The following is a 23,021-nucleotide window of genomic DNA, read 5'->3' as shown; positions in this document are numbered from 1 at the left end:
GATGAATGGTGAAGAATATTTTCCCTCTTTAGCGTAACTCTGGATGAGGCTTGCTGATATTACAAGTAGGGGTGTAGAGAGGAAAAAAGGGGCTACCAAAGAAATTGTAAGGTGTGGATTGGTATGTTTTCTAAGGAGAGTTAAGAGTGTAAGGGGAAATATTATTATGGTGGAGATTACAGCTGGTGGAAGAAAAAAAGTATTTTGCCTGCTATATAAGATAAGGGATAAACCCGTTGCAAGGAAGATTTCCCCAAATGCGAGGAGATAGTCAGCCTTCTTTAAGCAGACCATTTGCACCTACCTTGAGGAAGCCGTTCTTCTGGGAGGATATTTTAAGCGAGATACTTGCTAGGATAGGGCATCCTGCCCCTCCTTGTCTGCAGAATTGCAGATACTTCTCCGACATAATTCGCCACTCCTTTACTCCTATGAAGATGCATCTTTGACCTCTAGATGTAGGTCTAAAGTAGCGGCATGCCATTTCTTTGCTAGACATGCAAACCCTATGTTGGGGAATTCAGGGTCTTGATTAAAGTTTTTTATGTTGTCGATTGTTGCCTTTTTCTCGATGAGGTATGTTTAGTAAAGCATACATATAAATTCGAGCTAGTAAGTATTTTCCATAGGTAAGGTATGTCGCGTGCAACTGTGTGTCCAGGCTTATACAAGGACGAGAAGGGCAAGTTTTACTGTAGGTTTGCAGACAACGCCGAGATTGACCCGGCTTTTATGCCGTGCCTGTTAGAATACTGGGAATGCCCGTTCTATATTAGGCACAAGCAGGCCGAAAAGGCTTTAGAAGTCGAGAAAGAAGAGATTAAACAGCAGGAAGCACCTCCAGCAACTGTCCCTACTGTTGAAATGCCAACCCTCATTGTTTCTCCGACAGAAGTCTCCGCGGAGCGCTTCACAGACGAGGTGGACAGGCTGATCGATAGGGCTAGCGAGCTCGCAAGGCTATGGGAAAGTTATGAAAGTGAAGCTAGGAGAGTCGTAGAGGAATGGGAAGAGCTTAGGGACAAGATAAAGCGGGAACTGGCAGGTCTAGAGGCCGTTATCAATGCATATATAAGTGAGAAGGGACGTCTAGAAAAATTACTCGATGAAGGAAAGATCAGCGAGGAAGAGTATATTGACTTAATCTCGAGATTAGAGAAAAAGCTGGCGGAAAAAAATAGCGAAAAGGAGGCCTTGACGAAGAAACTCGCGGATCTTGATAGAGTTGTTTTGCCGCATTATAAGCGTGTTAAGGTTGCAGAGGCGAAGCCAGAGTTGGCCAAACTGAGGCTTGCCTTGTCAAAACTAGAGGAAAGATTCAAGAGTGGGAGCATCTCTGAAGAAGTCTACATGAGGCTCAGGGCCGAGCTTGAGGATAAGATTCAACGTTTAGAGAAAATAAAGGAAGAGGTGGAGTGACATGGAACACTTACGTGAACAGTTGGAAAGATTTAGAGAGAGTTTTCTCAAAGCGGAGGAGCTCTGGAATAACTACTATACCTTTGTAAAGACTACTGTGCGTGAATGGGAGGCTTTCAGGATAGATTTACTGGATAGGCTTAGCGAGGTCAGGGTCAAACTAGAGACAGATCTGAGGACTACAGAGGAGCTAAGTCTCAAGCTTGATCTCGGCCTTTTAAGTGAAGAAAAAGTGAAAAAGAAGCTTGACGAACTACAGGAGGAGATAGCTAGACTCAAAGAAGAATATCAAACACTGTGGCTGGCCTACGAAGAAATAACCCTCATGTATATTACTCACTGCGTGAAATCTGGACTGCCAGTTAGTCTTTCAGCCGGGGACATAGAAGAGAAAAAGGAAGAACTAAAGAGTGCCGTAAATAAAAAGATGGTTAGCGAGGAAGTGGCCCAACAGCTAGAGAAGATACTCTCAGACGAGGCTTCAATGCTCCTACATCTACACGAAAAAGGGTAGAATCATCTCTACTTTTTTGTTTTCTTCGAGCTTTTTGAGCGGGCTTTTCTCCCTTTCTTGCTCTTTCCCTTTTTCTTGGTACCTTTTTCTTCCTCTTCTTTCTTCTTTTTGCTACGTGTCTTCCTGATTAATAGTTTTACTTTTCCATCTTCCATCTTTACAAGCTTTATCCTGGAAGGATATGCCGCCCCGCTTCTCTCTGCAACACGTGAAAGACGGCTGATAAGTCCCTTGAAATGCGTCCTGCAGAGCACTAGTTGCTGACCCTTCAGTTCTATGATTATGTCTGCCGCCGAGTTGCAACCCTGTATCATGCATTGCGTGGTCTCAGACATAGCAACCTTCCACTTTGTATCTAACCCCATTTATTAGTCTTTACATATAAGAAAAGTATAACCGGTTGCCACAGCAAATGTTAGCTTGGATGGGAAGCTTTGTATTTTTGTATCGCTTTATCTAACGAGTGTAGATCATCCGTCTCTATGTTTGTATAGTATCTATCTAGTGTGGGTTTCAGTTTTCGAAAACGATCGTCAGCTAGTATGATCAAAGGGTTGTTTTCAGGATGCCTTAAGGTGCGCCCAATATTCTGTATCGTCGTGATTGTTGCCACATCATCATGAGTTAAACCAAGTTTCTCTACGTGTATAAAAGGTGGAAGATATGGGGCTCCTGCTACGACAACAACTTCTGATTCTATATTTACTCCTTCACCTTTTTTACCACGGGAAAAAAGTAGAAATACACCTTTCCAATCACTGGGGGCTTCTTCCACGTAGTCCGCCCTTAGGCTACGAGCTACTCTTTTAGTAGCAAATACAACTATTCTTTGGAAATGTTTTCTGAGGAGAAAAATCAAATCATTATATTCCTTAGCCATCTTATAGTCCCATTCATGAAATCTAGTCGTCATCCACGTTGCAATGAGTGCTTCTGGTTTTCTCTGAACAGGTATTTCTAAAACAGGTATATTGTATATTTTTTGTAAAGGTTCTAGTGTTGCACTTACGAAAATCGTTCTTTTCCTTGGTCGAATAAATTTCAGAATGTGTATCTCTCCCTCCTCTCGCCAAATAAAGGTTCCCCTGGCAAGCATTGCTATTACTCTTCCCGCAATGAGTGGCATTTTTCCCTGTTCGAGTAGCTCTACGATCTTCATCTGGGCAGTCTCAATGAATGCTTGCTGGATTAGGTCTCCTGTGGGTTCGTAGTGAATATCCAATTCAGCTAAGGCTTCTCTAAGTTTTGCCTCAGGAATACTATAAACATCAAGTACCATATTATGTGCCTCATCAATTACCTCTAAGTTGACGTCGAATGACAAACCTAGACTATAGGGAATAATGTAGACGTGAGCTTGCTGATAGAGCTGAGCATAGTAAGGACAAATCTCTGTGCCCTTTAGCTTTCTTAACAACTGGTCATAGTCGACACTAAAAATGTTTTCTGGTTTGATACTTGACAAACCTTTAAAGAATGGACACTTAAATTTTAGAAACCTGCAAAAATAGTAGGTGTTTGATTTATATTCTTCTTTTAGAGGACAGAGTTTTTCGCGTCCAGCAGCTATATAGAATGGAAGTCCTAAGAGCGCGCAGTCATCAGAGACCCGTTTCGCTATGTCGAATGTTCGGACTCTCCAAGTTACTGGAAACGCGTCTGCAAGTGATATCGCGGCTAGAACTGTAATTGTTTTTCCGAAACCGGTGGGAGCCTGGAAGCCTACTGAACCTGTGTCGATCATTTCGGCGAGCTGTTTGGCTGCTTCTAGCTGTAGTGGTCTTGGTTTTAGTCCTGCTTTTCTGAAGAACTCTTCCGGGTTCAAGGTGCTATGTGACCTTTGCTTGGACTCTGTTGTCTACGTGGGTTTTTACGAGGTGCCTGAGGAGGGTTTCTTCTACTTGTTTTGTGTCGCCTATGTAGAGTTTGTCTGGGAGTGCTTTTTCGAGTAGTTTGTCGTCGACTGGTTGGCCGTCGAGGTATATTGGTAGTATTCTCTGTCCGTCTGAGATGTATATCGCGTTTACGAATCTTTTTACACCGTCAATGGTCACAAGTTTTTTTGTGTTTACTATTATGTCGAGGTATGTGTAGACGTTTGGAGAGCCCTTGAGATGTACCTGTAGCGCGTCGCTGAGAGTTCTTACGGCTTTTTCGACCGAGGGAGCATGGAAGGTAGTTAGTGTCGGGATGCCTGCTCTCGATGGCTCGAGGAGGCTCCAGAAGTCCTCGGCCATTATTTCTCCGACGACTAGTAGGTCTGGGCGGAGGTACCGCATTGAGTACCTGACTCCTTCGGCTATATCTTCGCTTACAACGTGTGAAAACCATCCTCCTTGAAAGTCGAGTTCCCTGTATTTTTCGACTATGGCTATGTGGAGCCAGGGGAATAGCTGACCTAGAGTCCCCACTATGCTACTTAGTAATGTTGTCTTTCCGCTTCCTGGGGGCCCACTAATAATAACTGTGCTAGGCCTTAAGATCAACAAGAGGAGTTTTACACTTATCTCTGGGGGAAGGATCTCCGTGATTGGCGGCACCTTTTTTATCTTTGTAGCTACAACGTGTAGTTGTCCGCCGGAGTGGAGCTGTATAGCTATCCTCCAGTTACCGTACTCGGCGACGCCGCGCGGGTTTCTAAAGGAAACATTTACACCTGTATGAGCAATTAGACGAGAAATTATGTCCTCGACCCGTATGTCGAGATTGTCTAGCGAGAGCTGTATTCGACCAAGATTACTGAGCGTCGCAATTATTTTGTCTTTGAATATCCAGGCTTCCTCAACCTTGTCGGATGCGAAGAGAGCTCCCAATGGGCCCCAAACGTCGTCATCCTTGAATGGAATCACAGACAGTGTGGAGTCCCGTATAAACAGGGCGCCCAAGGGATTTTTGTCTATAAGTATCGAGTCTCTTGGAATAGAGTCCTCTACTGGGATAAGTTCTTTTTCTTTTTTATCTTTGAATCTAAACTTTATCTTCATGTTTTTCAGCTTCTTATTTCTGAAAACATTTTGAGGAGTCTGGTCAGTTTCTCTTTGTCTGCTAGGAGCTTGTTTCTTTCCCTTTCTAGTGAATCTATTTTCTCGTTTATTTTCCTGATTTCCTCATCTATTGCAAAGTATTTTTCTTCTAGCTTTGAGGCTAGCGAAGAATCAAGCCCCAGAGACTGTAGAACCGCCTTGAAACCCTCTAGACCTTTTTGGACGAAGTCTCCACTTGTATTGCCGCCACTTCTGTCTGTCCTTGTTTGTAGAATTGCAGGTCTAGGCGTTGATAACTGTGGCTTGCTGGAGGTTTCTTCTCGAGGCTTCTCTTCTAGTTGACCTTCATTGACTAGGGGTCTTTTGTGGCTCATTATCCAGTCACCTTTAGGAGGGGCTTGTTTATTCTCTGTACAAGTAGCATGACCTCTTCCCTGGTTCTTTTACTTATTAGGCTGTAGGCTTCCTTTATTGTCTCTGTAAAAGTAAATGTCAAAGCCGGGTCAAAGCTTATGGGAAATACTACACCGTACTCCTCTCGCATCTTGTCCAGCCATTTGTGCAAGAGAGAGTGGTATTTGTTCAAAACAGGAATTTTTAAGATATTGTTTTTGGCAAAGGGACGCGTAGATATCCAGTTTTTTACAGCAAGTATAGAGAGCCTATCTGGGTTGGTTACAAGTACAATTATGTCTGCTAGCAACACTATGGGGTCAAGAAGTGTCCCTGGATAAGACGGCAGGTCGAGTATTACGTAGTCCACATATTTACTAGCGTTGTCCAGTAGGTATTCTAGGCTTTCCGCGTCTATTGGTCCTTGTTCCTTGGAGCTTGGAGCTATCCAGAGGTTGGACGAATAACTGCTTTCAACTATGACGTCTCTCCACGTGGCTTTTCCCCAAAAGAAATCTGACAAGTATGGGGGTCCGGGATCTTCCTCTAGGCAAAGGTTTGTGCTACTACCGTACTCGCCCAAGTCGACTAGCAGAACCTTTCTCCCATTCACAGCAAGCGTATATCCAACCAAACTCGATAGTACACTTTTTCCTGTTCCACCTTTATAGCCACTTCCAAAGGCAACAATATCGCTCATGATTTTTTACCCCTCAACCTTTACCTGAGGGAATATATAGCGATGCCAGAGGAGACTTCCAATTTGTGCCAACTTATATTGTTCCAGCAAAATCTTGCCAGAGAGTTATGAGTCGGCTAAAACTGATTCTTATCAGGGTGCTCTATGAGTATAATTTGAGGAGAATTGCTAAATTTGATAGAAAAAATTTTTCCGACAAGGAAACTTTCAGGAAAATAAAACTCGCTATAGAAGAGGCCTTGCATGACAACAAAAAGCGTCTAAAATCGTTGCTCCTGCTATTTTTCATTCAAATCGTTACTGTAGACACAAGAATAATTCTTGCACAGCCCTCAGACCTCATAACAAATATTTTTAAGCCATTTCGAGACGCTGTTGCACTTCTCTTTGCCATAGCTTTTGGCATTGGCTTGCTCGGCTTCTTCTTCATAGTTTTTGACGCAGTTGTTTCCTGGGTCACAGGTGGCAGTTTTGGGAGAAGTCTTGCCGTAAGCAAATTTTTAAGAGCAGTCGAAACACTCGCCATTATTCCCTTGCTTTTCCTACTCGTGAACATCATGAAAAATATTGGAATAAACGAAATATCTTCAATTGCCGAGATTTTTAATACTCTGCTGAACGAGGGCTGGAAAATTATTATTTCAGTATTCACGGGGTAGCTCCCAATGGATATATTCATAATTGCCTCCGGCATTGCAGCTTATCTGGCCCTTGGTTCTATTTACTGGAGCCTTGGACAGAGGCAGACAGCTTTGAAATATTTCGAAGATGCCACTGTATCCCTCGCCTTAATCTTTATCGTGCAACTGATTTTTTCTATAACCTCTGAATTAGCCAGCATGGCCGGGTTAAATATTAATCTCTGGAACAGTTTGGAAGTCAGCAATATATGCTCGACTGCCTCAGGAATTTTCTGGGATGCAAGCAGAAAAGCTGTAGACATGCTCTTTTTTGTAGAGACCGAAAAAGCTATTCTCGCTAGTACACCACTAACGGCTCCTCTTGTCAGCGTATTGTCTGGAGCTACTGGCTGGAGCCTCTCAGAGCTAAGTCTAGTAGCAATATTCTACATGCATTTCTCGTTCGTTGCACAGGTATTTTCCATGGTCTCTTCTTACTTGTTTGCTCTTGGCACTACCTTGACACCTATACCAAGGCTTAGAAAAATTGGAATATCCCTGGTATCCCTCTATCTTTCTACCTCGCTTGCAATAGCTTTTTCCTCTCAGGTAACAGCCGAGGCACTCTCGAAGATAAGGGTACCTCAAGCCATCAATCCTACGGACTGGATAAATATTGCTGGAATCATTGGCGACGCCGCTGTTGAGCTTGGGCGTTCACTGACTCTTAGCATTTTTGCGTCTACTCTAGCAACGATTGGCGGGATAGGCTTGGCCTCGATATTTGACACGGTAATGATTAGCGTCTTGAGAACATGAACGAGGAACTTGTTTGGTTCGGGTTGGCTTTTTCTCTGGTCGTTGCCGAGGCTCTCTTCTACTGGTTTACTCAGAGACGGAAACAATCGCTAAACGTATTGTCGCAAAGAGTTGTAGAACTGATCCTCTATGCAGGAGTCGTTGTGATACTGCTAAGACTTTACTCACAATATGCAATGGTAAGCATAGATTGTTCTATTAAGAAACTTAAAGAGCTTGAGGGAAATTTGTACAAAGCCTATACTGGAGCTTTGCAACTACTCTTTGGCAGCGCAGTTGTTGATTCAATTATAAGCTTGGCCGCAACACTAGGTGCACCCGAGGCAACAATCGCCCTCGAGTATTTTGACCTGTTCCGACATACGGTTCTTGCACAGCTTGAATACCTCTCAGTTCAGACAGGCGCAGCCTGGCTCATTACAAGCATTACAGGGTTCCTAATAGATTCTTTAAGAAATCTAAGAAACGTAACTAGAACCATAATTCTTCTAAGCCTGGTACCGAAAATTAGGAAGTTTGCTTTACCAACTTCTGTGATACTGTTGGCTTTTTCTTTAGCTCTCCCATACACTATTTCTGAGACAGAGTCTATACCTACATCAATGCCTCCATTCGGAGCCATGCCTAGTCCTACTGGAACCCTTAGACTTAAAGTAAAAGACTTTTCTGATACCCCTACACTTGACACAATACTTATAGGTCTCCGAGATGCCAACTCGACGCTCTTTGTTGTAAAGGGTAAAAATGGTGACCAGCTAGTTCTACCTGCGGGGAACTATACAGTCCTCTGGATAATTAACTATTGGACAAATTTCACTTTACATCCATGTTGCTATGAAAAATCTCCCTATTCATACTGCAGCTGCTACGCCTACCCAGCAAAGTTCTCTCTCAAGCCAAATCAAACGCTAGAACTCAACGTGTGGCTACCCATATTCCTCATTACGTCTGAAAAAGGAACTATGGGCCACGTTGTGGCATATGAAGGCGTTGTGCCCTTACGCCCTTCGAGAAACGAGAATGGCACTGTCGAGTTTGCCTTGGAGCCCAGCACATCTGTTAGAGAGTTTTTTATCCGGGGGGGAGACTTCCAGCTTGTCTACTTGAATGAATCCCTTATAAGTAAGAACGGGACTTGCTGGACTCTATACTACAGGGTAACAAACGAAATGCCTCCAGGAGTTATAGCAGACCTCGGAGCATTAGACAGTTGGAAAAAGAGCTACGATGACTGGGTTGAACGTATCCGCAACGCGATTCCAGGATTCTTATCAGACAAGTTGGTTCTTAAAGATGAAGTACCAAACTTTAGAGAGTATGGCATAAAGATATGGTTCGGCAAGAAGAACTGCTCCGGAGTCTTTTCCGGGAACGTTTCCTCCCCGAAAATCATAATACACGGGATAGGGTATTGGAATCACAGCTCTGCACCAACATACCTTTCATTGTGGCAAAAGGTGTCACACATAGATGGGTGGCTTAAGGAAAATTTTAACAGTTTTATCTACCCTCTCTTAGCACTCTACAAGAGTTTTCTCTTGGTCTTCATAATGTTTAGCGGGATCTTGTTAACGGTTGGGTATTATTCAGTGGCTATTTTTTCACCGATAAGCATTCATTTCAGTTCTCTTAAACACTCAACGCATTTCAGTTTTGTGTCTCTGGCTAAAAAGCTTAAAAGAATTTGGTCTCTAAACAGTAACGTTATAAAAATTGATTGGCGACCTAGTACCCTCTATAAGGAGCTAGTTTTAAGTAGAGAAGTAGAGAAGGATCATCCCGTAGTCACCATCGGCAGACTCTCTAAGAGAATAATACGGGAATCTCCAAAATATCTATCCCATAAACCACTTCCAGCGATATTAAGATTCACAAGCGCCACACTAATGAATCTCGGAGATTTTGCGAGGCAACACTACAAAGAAAGCAAAGCAAGAAAACTGTATATGTTTGCTTCAAAGGTAGAGAAAGCAAGTAGGTTTGCAGATCAAAGCCTTCCCGTAGCAAGTGTAAATGCAATTCGATACCTGCATAGAGAAAGCGGGTACCTTGCCAAAAGATTGCAGAGCCGCCTAGAGGATAGCTACTCCAATCTAAGGCTATACCTTATGGGCTACGACCCTAGGCTCAAAAGGATGCGTGACGATAATGACCAGGTTCTCCAGGTATATTTTCCAGGAATTTACAGAGACTTTCTTGAACGCTATAAGGAGCAGGCAACCACACATCTAGAGGAAGTTAGGAAGAGCTTGGAGAAGTCTGGAGAGAATACTCAGATAATAGACAAGGTCATAGACAAGGTAAGAAAGGCTTCGAGCCTGCGGGAAGTAGACGAGGCCCTTTCAAGTCTCTCTCTAGACCCAAAAAGTTTCGAGATTCTTGCCAGGAAGCTTAGAGTCCCTCTGAGCTTCTTTGCAGACAGAGATGTAAAGAGAATGCTTAGACTTAAGGCACTTGATATACTTGAAAGAGAGGAAAGAATCGAAGTTGAGGGGCTTAGAAGGTTTTATCTCGGAGAAGGCAGGTTTGATTCTTTAGAAGGGCTTTGGAAGAGAATTAGGAGAAAATTTGGTGAATGATGTGAAGACAAGGTATCTTTTTGTTCTTCTGCTTTTTGCTCTGGGAATATTTCTCATGAGTAGACCAGAGGAGAAGCTAGTAGGACAAGCCATAATTAGTTTATCTCTTCTACTCTTCTTCCCAGAGATATACGTCTGGTCGCTTATTTTCGCTTTGGGAGGTTATCCGCTTAGAGAAATCTCGATTGATGAGGATTTTTGCATGGAAGCTAGGAAGCATGAGACATGCATCTACATAGGGTTTGAGCTCTTTGATGTACGCCACAACGTTAACGACTTGAGCGAAAAGAGATTCTGGTTTTATACCCAGAGTTTTATAAATACAACTTTTACAGGAAATAATACCTATTTTATAGTAGTTGACAGGGGAAGATATTTCATCGTCACTAGGATGTGCACAAACAGATTCGAAGCTTTACCTGAAAAAATAAAGAGCGAAGTTTATAGACTTAAACGTTCATTTGAGAGACACGGTTTAAGTTTCAGACCTATGAGTGGTTCAGAAGTCTATAGAATTCTGCGTCCAGATTTCATAGAAAAAGCGAAAAGAAACAAATTGAGAAAATTTTTCCTAGCAATCCTTGGTTCAATCCTTTTCTTTAAGACACCTGTTTTGTTTCCCGTCTCCTCAGCACTCCTCTTAGCAAGTTTTCCAGGAAATCTTCACGGATACAGGAGGAAGAACTCTACTGAGCTCTATACGCTAGACTCTATTCAAAGTTTCTATTCGTATCCCTCAATCTTCGATATCTTTTCCCGAGCCCAATTGATCTACAGCATTTCAGACAAAATATTCTTACTACTACGGCTAACGCCGGGCCCATTACACGTAGAACACGAAATAGATTCGAAAGCCTATAGAGATTACGAGCTTGGTACCGCGCTCGACAAGCTTTCCGTCATCCACAGCAGTGCAAAGTTTTTTGCAGCAAGCAGACGAAGATGGGAGAGAAGAGAAAGCTTATACCTCGTATCAGGCCTCTTAGCTGCTACACAAAACGAGGTAAAAATCCTGAAAACTGTGGGTTTCATATTTAAAAAATCCCTGCTTCCTCTAGGTGTCCTAGAATGAGCGAAACCCTTTATCATTACATGAGAAAAGCCTTTTCACGCGAGGCTTTCGGTCTATCAGGCGACCTAGCAATATTCACCCCTTTCAGTATACTGTCTCCCCCAGAAGAAACTCATGGGTTTATACTAGGCCGAGACGATAGAGGAAGAGAAGTCAGGGTTAACCCCTCCAAATTGCCTAACATGCATGGAGTAATCGTAGGATCCACTGGTTCAGGAAAATCAACACTTGCTAGACATATCCTCTTGCAGGCCCAGAAAATGGGCATAAAGGAGTGGGTAATAGACCCACACAGCGAAAAATCCTATACAAGCATAATGGACACGAGACTAGAGCTCACCGTGGAAAAAATATACTTCATGGAACACCCTGGCTGGAGCCCCGAAGAGCTTGCCAGCGAGCTTTCCTATTACCTCGAGAAAATATATGCATTTCCCGGGTATAGGAGCATTCTAAGAGAAATCCTAGCTAAATGCTTTGAAGAGAAAAGTCTGTATCCGTTCGAAAGAGTAAAAAATGAGGATCCCAACCTCAAACGTATATATGATGATCTGCGAAAACTCTATTCCGAGGACGGCTTCAAAATAAGAGAGCTCGCTGAAAAGAACCTCCACATTACGTTTCCGACCTTAGTCTCGCGAGAGCTTCATGCCACTGCTTCACAGATTTTACTTCTCCTACTAGAAGGATATATGAGGAGTCTTGGTTCTAGAAATAGGGTGGACCTAATAGTTGTCCTAGAAGAGGCACATCTGCTAAAAGACTACTTCCTAAGACTATTCAAGGAGATACGAAAGTTCGGCCTGAGCATACTTGCCGTCACACAGCTCCCCCGAGAATTTGACCCAAGGATCTTCCAGCTAGCAGGATACGTGGTGGCGCTCTCTGGACCCGAGAGCTACATTGCTGACATAGCTTCCCTATTTTCGCTTGGCAGAGAAGAATTTGACCACATAGCTTTTGGAACCAGGGGGAACGCTCTTCTTTTTAGGTCTGGAGACCCAAGGCCTAGGAGAATAGTTCTTGAAATAGATCCTTTTGTTCTATAGCGAGTTATGGAGACTAGAAGATTTATGCATCTTCGATATGTAGTAGATAAGGGGGATGGCAAGGAGCGCCGCAGACCTCCCCTTCTCTGTCAATACATAGAGAGTCTTTCCTTGCCTCTCCCTGTCGACCGTCTCTATATATCTAGTTATCATTGCTTCACGTTGAAGCTGTTTCAGCCGAAAAGAGAGCGTTCTGCGATTTACCTTTGAGGATTCTAGAAGCTCTGTAAACGTGCATGGTCCCAGAAGCAACAATGTGTATAGAATCTGCAGAACACCTTTTCTAGCAAGCAGGGAAAAACTTGGAGCAAGAGAATCCAAGATTTCCTGTGCCTCCTCAACTGTTAACTTCTTGTTTTCAAGCATGACCTTGAGTGTCTCTTCTACCCCATCGATGACCTTTTTCACTCTTTTCTCGACGTCTTCCCAGAACATGTCCACATCCATGTACATTTCCCTTGAAGTATAATTTTTATACCGCCCCTTTAAATATTACCCTGCAAGGGGGACTAACATGTACGACGCATTAGTGGTTGGAGCTGGACCAGCCGGTCTCATGTATTCCCGTGTACTGGCCGCCAAGGGTTTTAAGGTTGCCGTCGTGGAGAAAAATGAACAGCTAGCCGTCAAGCCTTGCGGCGAGGGCATAAGCGCACGTGTCCTCAAAACTGCCGAGATAGAAAAATCTGACTATAACCGATTCATTTCTCATGTAATTAAGGGGGCAGTGATTGTTGCTCCGAATGGAAAAGAGGTCATTGTAAAAGAAGAGGGGGAAATGGGCTACGTAATCGATAAAAAGAATTTTCTCAGAGTGATGGGCGAATACTCAGCCTCTACGGGAGCAGAAATATACATGAAAGAGCCTGTCAAAGAACTCACATTCCAAAAAGACCACTGGCTAGTCAAGACGCGTACAATGGAGCTCGAAGCAAAGCTTTTGGTGGGCGCAGACGGCTATTTATCCTTCGTCTCGCGGACCTTGGGCCTGGAGAAGCCGGGCGAGAGAAAAGTCATCCCAGCCATTCAGTACGTGATGCCTAATGTTGATGTCCACGACCCAGACATGACCTATTTCTTCCTTGGCAACGATGTGGCACCAAAGGGCTACGTGTGGATCTTTCCAAAGGACGGACGCCTAGCAAACGTTGGCATAGGCGTCCAGGGGGCAGCGCCCAAGGCGTATCTAGACAAGTTCATCAAAATGCATCCAGAGATCTTCAAGAAAGTCGACATACTGGAGTTCAGGGGCGCAGCCGTGACAATAGGTGGGATGCTAAGCGAAATCGTGACAGACCACGCGATACTAATAGGTGAGGCCGCGGGACAAGTCATTCCTTTAACCGGTGGAGGCATTCATACCTCTATCGCTGGAGGAAAAATAGCCGCCGAAGTCACAGCGAAGGCCCTTGAAGAAGGCAACCTGTCCAAACAAAGGCTGTCAGAGTACAAGGACAAGTATAATGAATACTGGGGTAAGCGAATAAAGGACAGCCTTAAAGGCCTGCACGCGATTGAGAAGCTTTCAGACGACGAGCTCAACCAGCTAGCAGAAATATTGTCACCGGAGGACGTGGTAAACCTAGCAAATGGGGAAAACGTTGCCTCGGTAGCTGTGAAACTACTTAAGCATCCACTATTCAGTATAAAGCTGGCCCGAGCCTTGCTTAGCTAAATCATTAAAATTTATTCAACATTATTTTTCAATTAACATTTTTAAAATCCATGTTGTTTTTACTGAAACAAGGCAAAGAAAAAATTTATATTTGCCTTTATTCGATACTTTTTAACGCCGCGTACGCTCATAGTGCCGAGGCAACACCGGATCCCATCAGAACTCCGAAGTTAAGCTCGGCACGCGCGTCCAAGTAGTGGGGTCTGCGGCCCCGCGAACGGCGCGTGGCGTACGCGGCTTCTGCCCATCTATTTAGGTCTTCGCTTTATAAGAACAAGGATAGGTTTATTTTGTTCTTTCTTCTTAGAGGCTGGAAGACCCATGAGCCTAAGTGTTGGAGTTATCGGTGTTGGGAGATGGGGGCGCAACCACGTGCGTGTGCTTTCTTCTCTAAAGGATCTCGTAGACAGGCTCGTCATAGTTGATGCCGACGCTGAGCGTGCTAAAAACACAGCTAACATGTTTAAGGCAGACACATACTATGTTTCCCTAGAAGATTTCCTTAAAAATGAAAAGGAACTTGACGCGGCAGTAGTAGCTGTCCCTACTGTTTACCACTTCAAAGTTGCATCTAGAATCCTGGAATACACGAATGTGATAGTAGAGAAACCATTGGCGGCAACACTTGAGGAGGGGTATAGTCTACTTGAAAAAGCAGAGAAACAAGGTAGAAAGCTGGCAGTCGGACATATCGAGAGATTCAACCCCATCGTGGAGGCAACATACAGTCTCGTCAAGGGAAAAGATATACTAAGCATAGATGCAAAAAGGCTTGGTCCCGGACCTGCGACAAACTATACGTTAAATCTAGGGGTCGCCCACGACCTATTAGTCCATGACATAGATGTCTCAAATATGTTTATGGAGAATCTCCCCACAGGTGTTTTTTCATACAAGTTTCACAAGGAGGACTTCCCCTACGAGGTCGAGATAGCGGCTTTCTACAGCTATCCAGACGGAAAATTTGCCTCCCTTATTGCAAGCTGGAGAACAGCGCCAAGCTACAAGCACAGAAGCCTCACAATCAGAACAGAAGACAAAGTGCTTAGGGTAGACTACATCTTGAGGAGGATTATCGTCGACAAGGGTGTTGAGCAGATTCCACGGGATGGGCTTGAAACCTCTGTTTTTTCTGAGAACAGCTACATTGAGATTTCATATTTGCAGGAGGAGCCTCTAAAGGCAGAGCTAAGAAACTTTCTGGAAGCTGTAAAGAATAACAAAAAGCCAAAGGTGGACGGCTTAATAGGCTATGTCGCACTCAAGTGCATAGTGAAGGCTCTAGAGGCATCAGAGAAAGGACAAATAGTCAAAATAGATTGGAACGATATACAGCGATTCCTATAGTGCTAGCCCCAGCACAGCTTGAACCAGGAGGCAACTAGAGCCCTCAGCAATTTGTTTTCTTTGAAAAGCTCTGACTCTGTAACAGCTATCTCCGGCATCATCTTGCAAGGCTCACTTTTCTCTACGAAGCTGGAGTAAATATCTCCTAGAAGAGAGGGTTCCCGGGCATCTATGCTACAGAATATGCCTGCTATCCTCTTGGTTCTTTTTGAAAGCAGTAGCCGGCAGTAGCTGTCCCGCGTCAAGGAAACTTTTACAGAGGACTCGGTGCGTGGAGACCCCTTATAGAGGAATATTCTTTCTCCAGGGTCCTCAATTACCCAAAGACTTTCCGGTCTACCAATGTTTTCTCTCATACCTACGACAAGAAGGGAAAAATAGGCTGCCCACTGAGTTATGTTTTCGTCGAAGTAGGGATAAATTTTTGCCTCAGTCTTCCAACCATAGGGAGCTTCAAAAATTACATGTCCAGGCTTACATATGTCTTCCTGTCCAACGCTGACAGGCTCATCTGCGATAAGTTTTTTCTCGTTGAGAACCAGGTTGACTTGTTCAAGAAATTCCTTCGGGGCCTCCTCGTTTAATGACCCACTTATCTTTAGGTCTAGGCCAATCTCGTTGCCATAAAGAGCTAGCTGTGCAGTGTGGATACACGCTGGAAGAACGACTCTCCCGCTTTTTTGTATTAATTCCAATAATTTTTGGCATGAAGAAAGGTGTACTCTTTCGAGACTTGGTTCTTTTATCCTGATCCGGAAACACTCTTCGTTTGGCTCTTCAATGTTCATCCTCGGGTAGTAGAGCCTGCTAAAGACCTCTTGTGACATAGCTGGGATGCTCTTTTTACCCATGTATCTAAGCATTCGAGGGCTCGTTATTTCTTTCCCTATCTCGTCTTGGATTACAATGTCAATTCTGGGGGAAAGGTTTCTCAACCAAAAAGAGAAGACCGAGGCAAAATAGCTAGACCCTGAAATAGCTATGCAGGGCCACATAAAGCCACAAGATATTTGTGTCACTTTCTTTTTAAAAAATTGTGATTCAAGTTGGCATAGTAGGGAAGCCCAACACTGGTAAGTCAACATTTTTCGCGGCAGCTACACTGATAGACGTAAAGAGAGCACCCTATCCCTTCACTACCATAAATCCAAACATTGGCATTGGCTATGTAAAAACCCAATGCGTCTGCCGGGAACTAGGAGTCAAAGACAACCCCCGCAACTCTATATGCATCGACGGGTGGAGATTCGTCCCAGTCGAACTCATCGACGTGGCCGGCCTTGTTCCTGGAGCATGGCAGGGAAGAGGCCTAGGTAACATGTTTCTAGACCACCTTAGACGCGCACCCGTACTCATCCACGTGGTCGATGCAAGTGGGTCCACCAACGAGGAGGGACAGCCCGTCCCGCCCGGCACACATGACCCCTTGAAGGACGTTGCTTTCCTTGAAAAAGAGCTCGAAATGTGGGTCTACCAGATTCTCAGCAAGGACTGGGAGAAAATATCTAAACTCATAGATTTCCAGAAAAACTATGAGGAGCTGTATGCAAAGTTTACAGGCCTCGGGATAAGCGCAAGCATTGTTGACCAAGCAATAGACGAGCTTGGGCTGAGAGGTAAAAAGGCAACTAGCTGGTCGCAGGAAAACTTGCTAGACCTTGTAAGGTTTCTGCTTAAAAAAGCAAAACCCATCGTCATAGCTGCGAACAAGGCGGATATTGATGTTTCCATTGACAATATAAAAAGGATGCAACAGGAGCTAGGAGACAGATACATTGTGGTGCCTACATCTGCAGAAGCAGAACTAGCTCTGAGAAAAGCGGACAAGGCTGGACTAATCCGATACTTGCCTGGAGACGGCGACTTTGAGATAACTGGCGACCCAACAAGCGATCAAAGGAAAGCACTCGAGTATATACGTGAAAAAGTCCTCAAGCGTTGGGGGTCCACGGGTGTCCAGGAAGCAATAAACAAGGCCGTCTTTGAGAAGCTCGGAATGATAGTTGTCTTCCCAGTTGAGAATGAAAAAACCTTTTCTGACTCTAAGGGAAATGTGCTACCCGACGCTTTTCTCGTAAAGGGAGACGCTACCCCGAGGGATCTCGCCTTCGAAATCCATACAGAGATAGGAAAACGCTTTGCCTTTGCCATTGACGCTAGGACAGGCAGAAGGCTTTCAAGCAACGATAAACTGACGCACAGAATGGTAATAAAAATTGTAACCTCCCATTAATAAAAAGTAGAACGTGATATGAGAGAAAAGCTCGTCTATCTAAGGGACGTAAGCTACCGCTACCCAGACTCAGAGACTCAAACCCTGAAAAACATCAACTTCGATGGATACAGAGATGAAATCATACTATTAATTGGCCCGAGCGGTTGTGGCAAAAGTACACTTGCTAGAATATTTAACGGGCTTATTCCAAACTTCTATGGGGGCCAGCTTCAAGGCGAAATAGATATAGCAGGCTATGACCCGAGAAAAACCCCTACAGCTAAATTCGCGAAAACCGTTGGCTTTGTCTTTCAGAACCCAGAAAACCAGCTATTCTTCAACACAGTGGAGCGTGAACTAGCTTTTGGGCTTGAAAACCTCGGTGTGCCGCCAGCCGAGATAAGAAAAAAGATAGACCAGGTTCTGAGGGAGTATGGAATCGAAGATCTACGTCAAAGGTCGCCATTTGAGCTTAGCAGTGGGCAACAACAGAAAGTTGCATTGGCCTCGGTAATGATTATGGAGCCACAGATACTTATTCTAGACGAGCCTACAGCAAACCTTGATCCCTTATCCGCGCTAAAGATGCTTGGACTTATAGCAAAAAAGACAAGGGAACACAGGATGCTCACGATACTTATCGAGCACAGGCTCGAAATAGCACTACAGTTCGCAACCCGGGTCGTCGTGATGAACGAGGGACAAATAATAGCTGACGGTCCGCCTCTTGAAACAGTACTCAAGACTGACTACATCGTGGGGGTGCCGCCCATGGTTCAACTGTCCAAGAAGTTGCAAAGTAGCGGTTTCCCCGTAAATATTGATAAACTTGTTCCAGAAGCTATGGCTCTAGAAATTATCCGTAAATTGTCTAAAGGTGGCTTGGATGAGCGAAAGCGAAGAGAAGATAATAGAGATAGATAACGTTTACTACGAGTATCCAGAAGGCATACAGGCGCTCAGAGGCGTAACAAACTATGTGCTAAGGGGAGAAATTGTAGCAATCATGGGTGAAAACGGTGCAGGAAAAACAACATTAATCAAGCATTTCAACGGACTGCTTAAGCCTACGCGTGGTAGAATAAAGGTAAAAGATAAAGACACACGGGAGACAAGCGTCGCTGAATTGTCTAGAATAGTGGGGATTGTTTTCCAGAATCCTGACCATCAACTCTTCGCCGAGACTGTTTTCGACGAGGTTGCCTTTCCTTTAAGAAACTTTGGATTCCCAGAGGACGCAATCGAGAACAGAGTAAAATGGGCACTGAACATTCTAGAGCTCTACCAGTACCGTGATAATAGCCCGTTCATGTTGAGCGTTGGAGAGAGGAAGAGACTGGCGATAGCCTCTGTATTAGCTTATGATCCAGAAGTCATCGTGCTAGATGAGCCCACAGCTGGACAAGACTATCTACAAAAAGAGAAGATTTCCGAGATAATTAAGCTACTAAAGCTAATGGGCAAGACCATTGTTCTCGTAACGCATGACGTCGAGTTCGTGACGATGTACGTTCAGAGAATAATTGTTATGTCGCAGGGAAAAATAATTGCCGAAGGCCCCCCGCATCGAGTCCTGACAGACTACAACGTTATTAGGAGAGGTAATCTTCTCCCACCTCAATTAGTGAGGATATCGAGAGCTCTTTATGGGAAATCACTGCTGGATAGATATGATTATTTGTCGGTGGAAGACTTGTCTCGGGAAATCATCTCAAAAATGAGGGAGACAAATGGAGGCACTTCGAGCATTTAAAACGATAAAAAAGGACTCTCCATACGACAGGCTTGACCCTAGGACAAGGTTCTTCCTGAGCACTGTTCTCGCCTTCCTAGCCATATACTCTTCTAGGCTGGACACACAGTTAATAGTGCTAACGTGTGTACTTATCTTGTCCTTTATGGCTAAACGTGTACGAGTCATACTTAGAGGCCTTTATGGCTCCCTTTTCTTACTTGTCCTAATCTTCACGCTGAACTTTGTTTTCACGCCTAATCTTCAGGGAGCAATCTATGCCCTCGTAATGACTCTTCGCTTCACAACGCTCATAACCTCGTTTGCACTTTTCTTCAATTCTACTTCGCCAGAAGAGATTGGAATAGCTCTCGAGGGGGTTGGTGTTCCAAGAGATTTTTCCCTTCTCATAAACATGTCTTTCAGGTTTGTCCCCACACTAGCAAATGACATACAAATAGTCTCGGATGCCTTGAGAAGTCGGGGTCTCGAACTAGAAAAAGGCAGGCTCTATAACAGGATAAAAAACTATGTTTACCTACTTGTTCCCTTAATAATCTTCGAGGTAAGGAGAAGCATGATGATTGCCGAGGCCCTCGAGGCAAGGGGATACGGGCTAGACGTGAAGCCCACGAGGCTTGTTTCTCTAAAGTTCACGTGGAAAGACTACTTGGCTATAGGGCTAGCACTACTGGGGACATTTCTATTATATTCTTTCGGATTCCTTTAAAAACACGATTCGAGAATGGAATCTTTAGGGAACTCTTGGGCGGGACAGTATATCGATCCAAGGATTTCCCTGAACAAAACTTGGTAGCGAGGTTTCAACTGTGTATGTTTCCTGGCTCCATGCGCTAGAATTGCCACTGGATTGTCTAGGAACGTCTAATTTATCTATCTTCTGGTTGAGTTTCTCAATGTTTGCATTTAGTTTTTCAAGGGTCTCTGATAGTCTTAGGAAAACATATTCTAGCTGGCTTTCCTGCAAAGCCATGTTCTTTGGTTCATCTTTTCTCAGTGATAGGGACGCTTTTTGTTCCGAGAGAATCTCTTCGAGAACGCCCCTAAGCGATTTTTGAATACTCTCCTCAATTATCCTGGTGATCTCTGCTAGTAATTGTTCTTTCATCTCTTCTATGACGTCTGGCGATATTGACTGTTTTTGTGGGGCACTTGAGACAACGGTTTTCCTCAAATAGAAGTTTGATGGATCAATTCCCATTTCGAGAGCGGCTTTCCTGTACTTGTAGAGGGCCTTATATACTGTTCTCTCTGAAACATTAAGCATGCTAGCGATCTCTTTTGCTGATCCACCCTTCTGGATGTATGTCTCAATTATCCTTTTCTCCGTATCTGTTAGGTTGGAAATTATCTCCTTAAGGTCATAACCAGCCATACGTATTACAGATGTAATACGGTGTTAAATTATCTACGCAATGGCCCGAAAGTAAAATCAACATCTATTGTTGGATAAATTATCTTGTCACCCGGAAAAATTAGCTTCCACTACTAGCTATTGGCTCGTAGTTCTTCAATGCCTGAATGGCTTCTCTGATCTTTCTTATCCTCTTCGAATTATCGTATGGCTCCAGGACTTCTCCACAGTTGGGACACGTGTAGCCATAGTCCTCGGCCTCCACTACAGAGTAGCGCGCCCCACAGCTCGGGCAAACATAGATTTCTGCCTGTTCCTCGAGGCTGAGAAGCTTTTCTAGAATAGTGAGAGTAAGCCTTTTCCTATCATTGAGTAGTACTTCTAGGGGTTCATCTGTTATTCGCCAGTAATACTTGTACCATCCAATGTTTTCGTCCCTTGCACGCCTGTATTTTACGAGTCTTGCCTCGAATAGGTCGTTTAAAATTTTCCTGAGCTCTGCCTGATCCATGTCGAGTTCTTTGGCTATTTCGTCGTCCGATATTTCGACGTGGTTTGAGAGAAGTATCATTATCTTTTTTGCTTTTTCTCCAAATATTTTTTCTGCGAGTTCGGCTAAGACCTCGTTTTGGCTCATTCTTTTTTCACCACTTTTTTGCCTCTCTTCTGGGGGATAACAACTAGTTTTGCGTCGTGGAACTCTCTTGTAAGCTCTTTTCCCTTGAAAAGCCTGTCCAGAAAGATCGCTAGGGCTGCAACTTCGCTGTGAGGCTGATTGCCTATTGCAATGTTATAGTCGGATTCGTAGTAGAGCCATGACGGCACTTTCTCGCCCCCCACAACCACTAATATATCTTTGTTTTGGAACAATATAAGGTTTAGCAATTCATCAGAAATGTTTTCACCATACATTGTCAGGTGTACAACAATTCCGCCGTTTCTTTTCCACTCTCTCACTGTATGTCTAGGATTCACCGTTTTCACTATCTCGAAGGGTCCGCCCCAGGTCTCTACAACTTTTTCGAGGGACTTTATTATGCTCTCCTCGACGTGTCTCTCTAAAAATATGCCGTCTGCCCCGAAAGCCCTTGCAACTAGCCCAACGTGGGTTGTTACTCTGTGGTCTCTTACAGGTCTATGGCCTATCCTAAGCACGTAGACTTTTCTGTTTAAGGACGGGCACCACATCGTCTTATCTATATCTAATTCGTTTTACACATTATTATTTTTATAAGGCGCGAGCACTTAAGGCGTCCTGAGGGTTGTTGCTCCTCGCCTTTATTTTTGAGATTATGGGGCGCCTTCCTTCTATCTCTAGTAAAAGTCTTCTATCTGCTAGTCCCGTGAAACTAATTACCTTACATTTTTCAAGTATTTCTTCAAGTAGGTCTCGTGATTGATCTTCACTGATTATGATTTTTTCGCGGAGCTTGTCTGGAAGCATCTCCACAACTTTTTCCACAAGACTGTGTATCCCTATCCTTTTTGTCGCAGAGACAAGCACGTATTCAAGCCCTGTATTTTGTAGCAGTTTTTCCTTTTCCCGGAGTTCTTCTCCTGTAGCCTTGTCTATCTTGTTTCCCACGACTAAAACCTTAGAAATGTTGATGCCGAGGCTAAGCAACGTATCTATACTTGTAGAAAGCTTTCGCCTGATTTCCGGAATAGGATCCGTTAAGTCGACGACAAGTAATATTACGTCGGAAATAATTGTCTCTCTGAGAGTCGTATAAAAAGCGTCGAGGAGGCTTTCCGGCAGACTGTCAATAAAGCCTATTGTGTCCGTGATTATGACTGGATAGCCTTGTAGCTTCACCTTTCTAGAAAGAGTAGATAGTGTAGCGAATGGTTTTCCATCTACATAGCCTTTCTCGTTTGTGAGAGTATTAAAGAGAGTTGTTTTGCCTGCCCCCGTATACCCCGCTAGAGATACAGTGTAAAGACCCACTTCGACTCTCTTGTTATATCTCATGTTCTTTATTTTCCTAATCTTGTCTAGCTCTTCCTCTATCTTTGTAATCCTCGAAGAAATATAGGTGTAGTACGAGTCGACTGCGTATTTTCCGCCTCCTAGGAAGCCGTGTAGTTCTCCTCTTTTAGACAAATTGATATATTCCTTTGCGAAGCTAAGTTCCCTCTTTAGTTTTGCTAGCTCGATCTGGAGTAATGATTCCTTGCTGCCTGCTCTTTTAGCGAAGATTTCAAGAATAAGTTCATATCTGTCTATTACCTCTATGCCAAGCTCTTTGGCTAAATTGTATGCCTGGCTGGGCTTTAGATTGTTCAGAAAAATTATCTTGAGGGGTTTCTTGTCTTCCACGAGCTTCTTTAGTTCAGATATTTTTCCCCTGCCAATGTTGTATTTTGGGTCCTCACGTTTTCTCTTCTGGATAATTTCACCGACAATAATGTAGCCGGCCGCATTTGCTAGTTCCCTTAGTTCTCTAAAAAGTGCTAAATCGCCTGGCGAATTTATTCTTCCAGCGATAACTACTGAATTTTTGTCAGAAGCTTTTCTATCAGACATT

The 23,021-nt window shown here is 43.9% G+C and carries 26 protein-coding genes and 1 rRNA gene; 15 read left to right on the top strand and 12 right to left on the bottom strand.

The window, feature by feature from the left end; all coding sequences use genetic code 11:
- The first annotated feature begins 43 nt into the window (after window positions 1-43).
- Complete coding sequence (locus N186_RS09515) at window positions 44-271, top strand: hypothetical protein (protein WP_148682078.1); 228 nt, start codon at window positions 44-46, stop codon at window positions 269-271.
- Here the strand turns inward: N186_RS09515 and N186_RS09510 are convergent, their stop codons facing one another.
- Window positions 272-499 carry a hypothetical protein gene (locus tag N186_RS09510; protein WP_148682077.1) on the bottom strand — a complete coding sequence of 76 codons (228 nt, stop codon included), beginning with the start codon at window positions 497-499 and terminating at the stop codon, window positions 272-274.
- Window positions 500-636: 137 nt separating this feature from the next.
- Here N186_RS09510 and N186_RS04855 point away from each other — a divergent pair, with 137 nt between their 5' ends.
- Complete coding sequence (locus tag N186_RS04855) at window positions 637-1,419, top strand: hypothetical protein (protein ID WP_148682076.1); 783 nt, start codon at window positions 637-639, stop codon at window positions 1,417-1,419.
- Between the two features lies 1 nt (window position 1,420).
- Window positions 1,421-1,933 carry a hypothetical protein gene (locus N186_RS04850; protein ID WP_020962654.1) on the top strand — a complete coding sequence of 171 codons (513 nt, stop codon included), beginning with the start codon at window positions 1,421-1,423 and terminating at the stop codon, window positions 1,931-1,933.
- Window positions 1,934-1,941: 8 nt separating this feature from the next.
- Here N186_RS04850 and N186_RS04845 read toward each other — a convergent pair whose 3' ends face one another.
- From N186_RS04845 to N186_RS04825, 5 genes are all read right to left on the bottom strand, one after another.
- Complete coding sequence (locus tag N186_RS04845; RefSeq protein WP_148682075.1) at window positions 1,942-2,268, bottom strand: hypothetical protein; 327 nt, start codon at window positions 2,266-2,268, stop codon at window positions 1,942-1,944.
- Window positions 2,269-2,348: 80 nt separating this feature from the next.
- Entirely contained in the window at window positions 2,349-3,758 is a 1,410-nt protein-coding gene (locus tag N186_RS04840) for a DEAD/DEAH box helicase (protein ID WP_020962652.1), read from the bottom strand.
- A gap of 4 nt (window positions 3,759-3,762) precedes the next feature.
- The gene (locus N186_RS04835; protein WP_020962651.1) at window positions 3,763-4,917 is read right to left on the bottom strand and encodes an ATPase, T2SS/T4P/T4SS family; all 1,155 of its coding nucleotides are present in this window, start codon (window positions 4,915-4,917) and stop codon (window positions 3,763-3,765) included.
- Between the two features lie 5 nt (window positions 4,918-4,922).
- Entirely contained in the window at window positions 4,923-5,291 is a 369-nt protein-coding gene (locus N186_RS04830; RefSeq protein ID WP_020962650.1) for a hypothetical protein, read from the bottom strand.
- Window positions 5,291-6,010, bottom strand: coding sequence for a ParA family protein (locus N186_RS04825; RefSeq protein WP_020962649.1), 720 nt, complete (start codon window positions 6,008-6,010; stop codon window positions 5,291-5,293). The genes N186_RS04830 and N186_RS04825 overlap by 1 nt, the downstream gene beginning before the upstream one ends.
- A gap of 107 nt (window positions 6,011-6,117) precedes the next feature.
- Between N186_RS04825 and N186_RS04820 the strand changes: the two genes are divergently transcribed.
- From N186_RS04820 to N186_RS04800, 5 genes are read left to right on the top strand one after another with little or no spacing between them, the layout of a single operon-like run.
- On the top strand, window positions 6,118-6,669 hold the full coding sequence (locus tag N186_RS04820; RefSeq protein WP_020962648.1) for a hypothetical protein: 552 nt from the start codon (window positions 6,118-6,120) through the stop codon (window positions 6,667-6,669).
- 6 nt (window positions 6,670-6,675) lie between these two features.
- The gene (locus tag N186_RS04815; protein WP_020962647.1) at window positions 6,676-7,449 is read left to right on the top strand and encodes a tetratricopeptide repeat protein; all 774 of its coding nucleotides are present in this window, start codon (window positions 6,676-6,678) and stop codon (window positions 7,447-7,449) included.
- Window positions 7,446-10,028: a hypothetical protein gene (locus tag N186_RS04810; RefSeq protein WP_020962646.1), complete on the top strand. Its 2,583-nt coding sequence runs from the start codon at window positions 7,446-7,448 to the stop codon at window positions 10,026-10,028. The genes N186_RS04815 and N186_RS04810 overlap by 4 nt, the downstream gene beginning before the upstream one ends.
- Window positions 10,029-10,083: 55 nt before the next feature.
- Entirely contained in the window at window positions 10,084-11,100 is a 1,017-nt protein-coding gene (locus tag N186_RS04805; RefSeq protein WP_148682074.1) for a hypothetical protein, read from the top strand.
- Window positions 11,097-12,149 (top strand): ATP-binding protein, encoded by a 1,053-nt coding sequence (locus tag N186_RS04800; RefSeq protein ID WP_020962644.1) that lies wholly within the window; start codon window positions 11,097-11,099, stop codon window positions 12,147-12,149. Before N186_RS04805 ends, N186_RS04800 begins: the two co-directional genes overlap by 4 nt.
- On the opposite strand, the gene N186_RS04795 is transcribed toward N186_RS04800, so the two are convergent.
- A complete protein-coding gene (locus N186_RS04795; RefSeq protein ID WP_020962643.1) occupies window positions 12,144-12,602 on the bottom strand; it encodes a winged helix-turn-helix transcriptional regulator in 459 nt (152 codons plus the stop codon). The two genes, N186_RS04800 and N186_RS04795, sit on opposite strands and share 6 nt — an antisense overlap.
- 61 nt (window positions 12,603-12,663) lie before the next feature.
- Here N186_RS04795 and N186_RS04790 point away from each other — a divergent pair, with 61 nt between their 5' ends.
- From N186_RS04790 to N186_RS04780, 3 genes are all read left to right on the top strand, one after another.
- Window positions 12,664-13,824 (top strand): geranylgeranyl reductase family protein, encoded by a 1,161-nt coding sequence (locus N186_RS04790; protein ID WP_020962642.1) that lies wholly within the window; start codon window positions 12,664-12,666, stop codon window positions 13,822-13,824.
- Window positions 13,825-13,943: 119 nt separating this feature from the next.
- Window positions 13,944-14,060 (top strand): 5S ribosomal RNA (rrf, locus tag N186_RS04785).
- 85 nt (window positions 14,061-14,145) lie between these two features.
- On the top strand, window positions 14,146-15,171 hold the full coding sequence (locus N186_RS04780; protein WP_020962641.1) for a Gfo/Idh/MocA family protein: 1,026 nt from the start codon (window positions 14,146-14,148) through the stop codon (window positions 15,169-15,171).
- 2 nt (window positions 15,172-15,173) lie between these two features.
- On the opposite strand, the gene N186_RS04775 is transcribed toward N186_RS04780, so the two are convergent.
- Window positions 15,174-16,106 carry a hypothetical protein gene (locus N186_RS04775; protein ID WP_148682073.1) on the bottom strand — a complete coding sequence of 311 codons (933 nt, stop codon included), beginning with the start codon at window positions 16,104-16,106 and terminating at the stop codon, window positions 15,174-15,176.
- A 98-nt stretch (window positions 16,107-16,204) separates the two neighbouring features.
- Between N186_RS04775 and N186_RS04770 the strand changes: the two genes are divergently transcribed.
- From N186_RS04770 to N186_RS04755, 4 genes are read left to right on the top strand one after another with little or no spacing between them, the layout of a single operon-like run.
- Entirely contained in the window at window positions 16,205-17,404 is a 1,200-nt protein-coding gene (locus N186_RS04770) for a YchF-related putative GTPase (protein ID WP_052885521.1), read from the top strand.
- Window positions 17,405-17,422: 18 nt separating this feature from the next.
- Window positions 17,423-18,310, top strand: coding sequence for an energy-coupling factor ABC transporter ATP-binding protein (locus N186_RS04765; protein ID WP_020962638.1), 888 nt, complete (start codon window positions 17,423-17,425; stop codon window positions 18,308-18,310).
- Window positions 18,273-19,139: an energy-coupling factor ABC transporter ATP-binding protein gene (locus N186_RS04760; RefSeq protein WP_020962637.1), complete on the top strand. Its 867-nt coding sequence runs from the start codon at window positions 18,273-18,275 to the stop codon at window positions 19,137-19,139. Before N186_RS04765 ends, N186_RS04760 begins: the two co-directional genes overlap by 38 nt.
- On the top strand, window positions 19,117-19,848 hold the full coding sequence (locus N186_RS04755; protein WP_020962636.1) for an energy-coupling factor transporter transmembrane component T family protein: 732 nt from the start codon (window positions 19,117-19,119) through the stop codon (window positions 19,846-19,848). The genes N186_RS04760 and N186_RS04755 overlap by 23 nt, the downstream gene beginning before the upstream one ends.
- A gap of 24 nt (window positions 19,849-19,872) precedes the next feature.
- Here N186_RS04755 and N186_RS04750 read toward each other — a convergent pair whose 3' ends face one another.
- The 4 genes from N186_RS04750 to hflX all read right to left on the bottom strand — a co-directional run bounded on the left by N186_RS04750 (window position 19,873) and on the right by hflX (window position 23,020).
- A complete protein-coding gene (locus N186_RS04750) occupies window positions 19,873-20,514 on the bottom strand; it encodes a sigma factor-like helix-turn-helix DNA-binding protein (protein WP_020962635.1) in 642 nt (213 codons plus the stop codon).
- 100 nt (window positions 20,515-20,614) lie between these two features.
- A complete protein-coding gene (locus N186_RS04745; RefSeq protein WP_020962634.1) occupies window positions 20,615-21,130 on the bottom strand; it encodes a TFIIB-type zinc ribbon-containing protein in 516 nt (171 codons plus the stop codon).
- Complete coding sequence (locus N186_RS04740) at window positions 21,127-21,681, bottom strand: tRNA (cytidine(56)-2'-O)-methyltransferase (protein WP_020962633.1); 555 nt, start codon at window positions 21,679-21,681, stop codon at window positions 21,127-21,129. Before N186_RS04740 ends, N186_RS04745 begins: the two co-directional genes overlap by 4 nt.
- 40 nt (window positions 21,682-21,721) lie before the next feature.
- Window positions 21,722-23,020 carry a GTPase HflX gene (gene hflX, locus N186_RS04735; protein WP_020962632.1) on the bottom strand — a complete coding sequence of 433 codons (1,299 nt, stop codon included), beginning with the start codon at window positions 23,018-23,020 and terminating at the stop codon, window positions 21,722-21,724.
- Between the last annotated feature and the right edge of the window lies 1 nt (window position 23,021).

The organism is Thermofilum adornatum, assembly GCF_000446015.1.
Lineage (GTDB): Archaea > Thermoproteota > Thermoprotei > Thermofilales > Thermofilaceae > Thermofilum > Thermofilum adornatum.
Note: the sequence above shows the minus strand (reverse complement) of the source record. Positions and strands in the feature narration are given on the sequence as shown.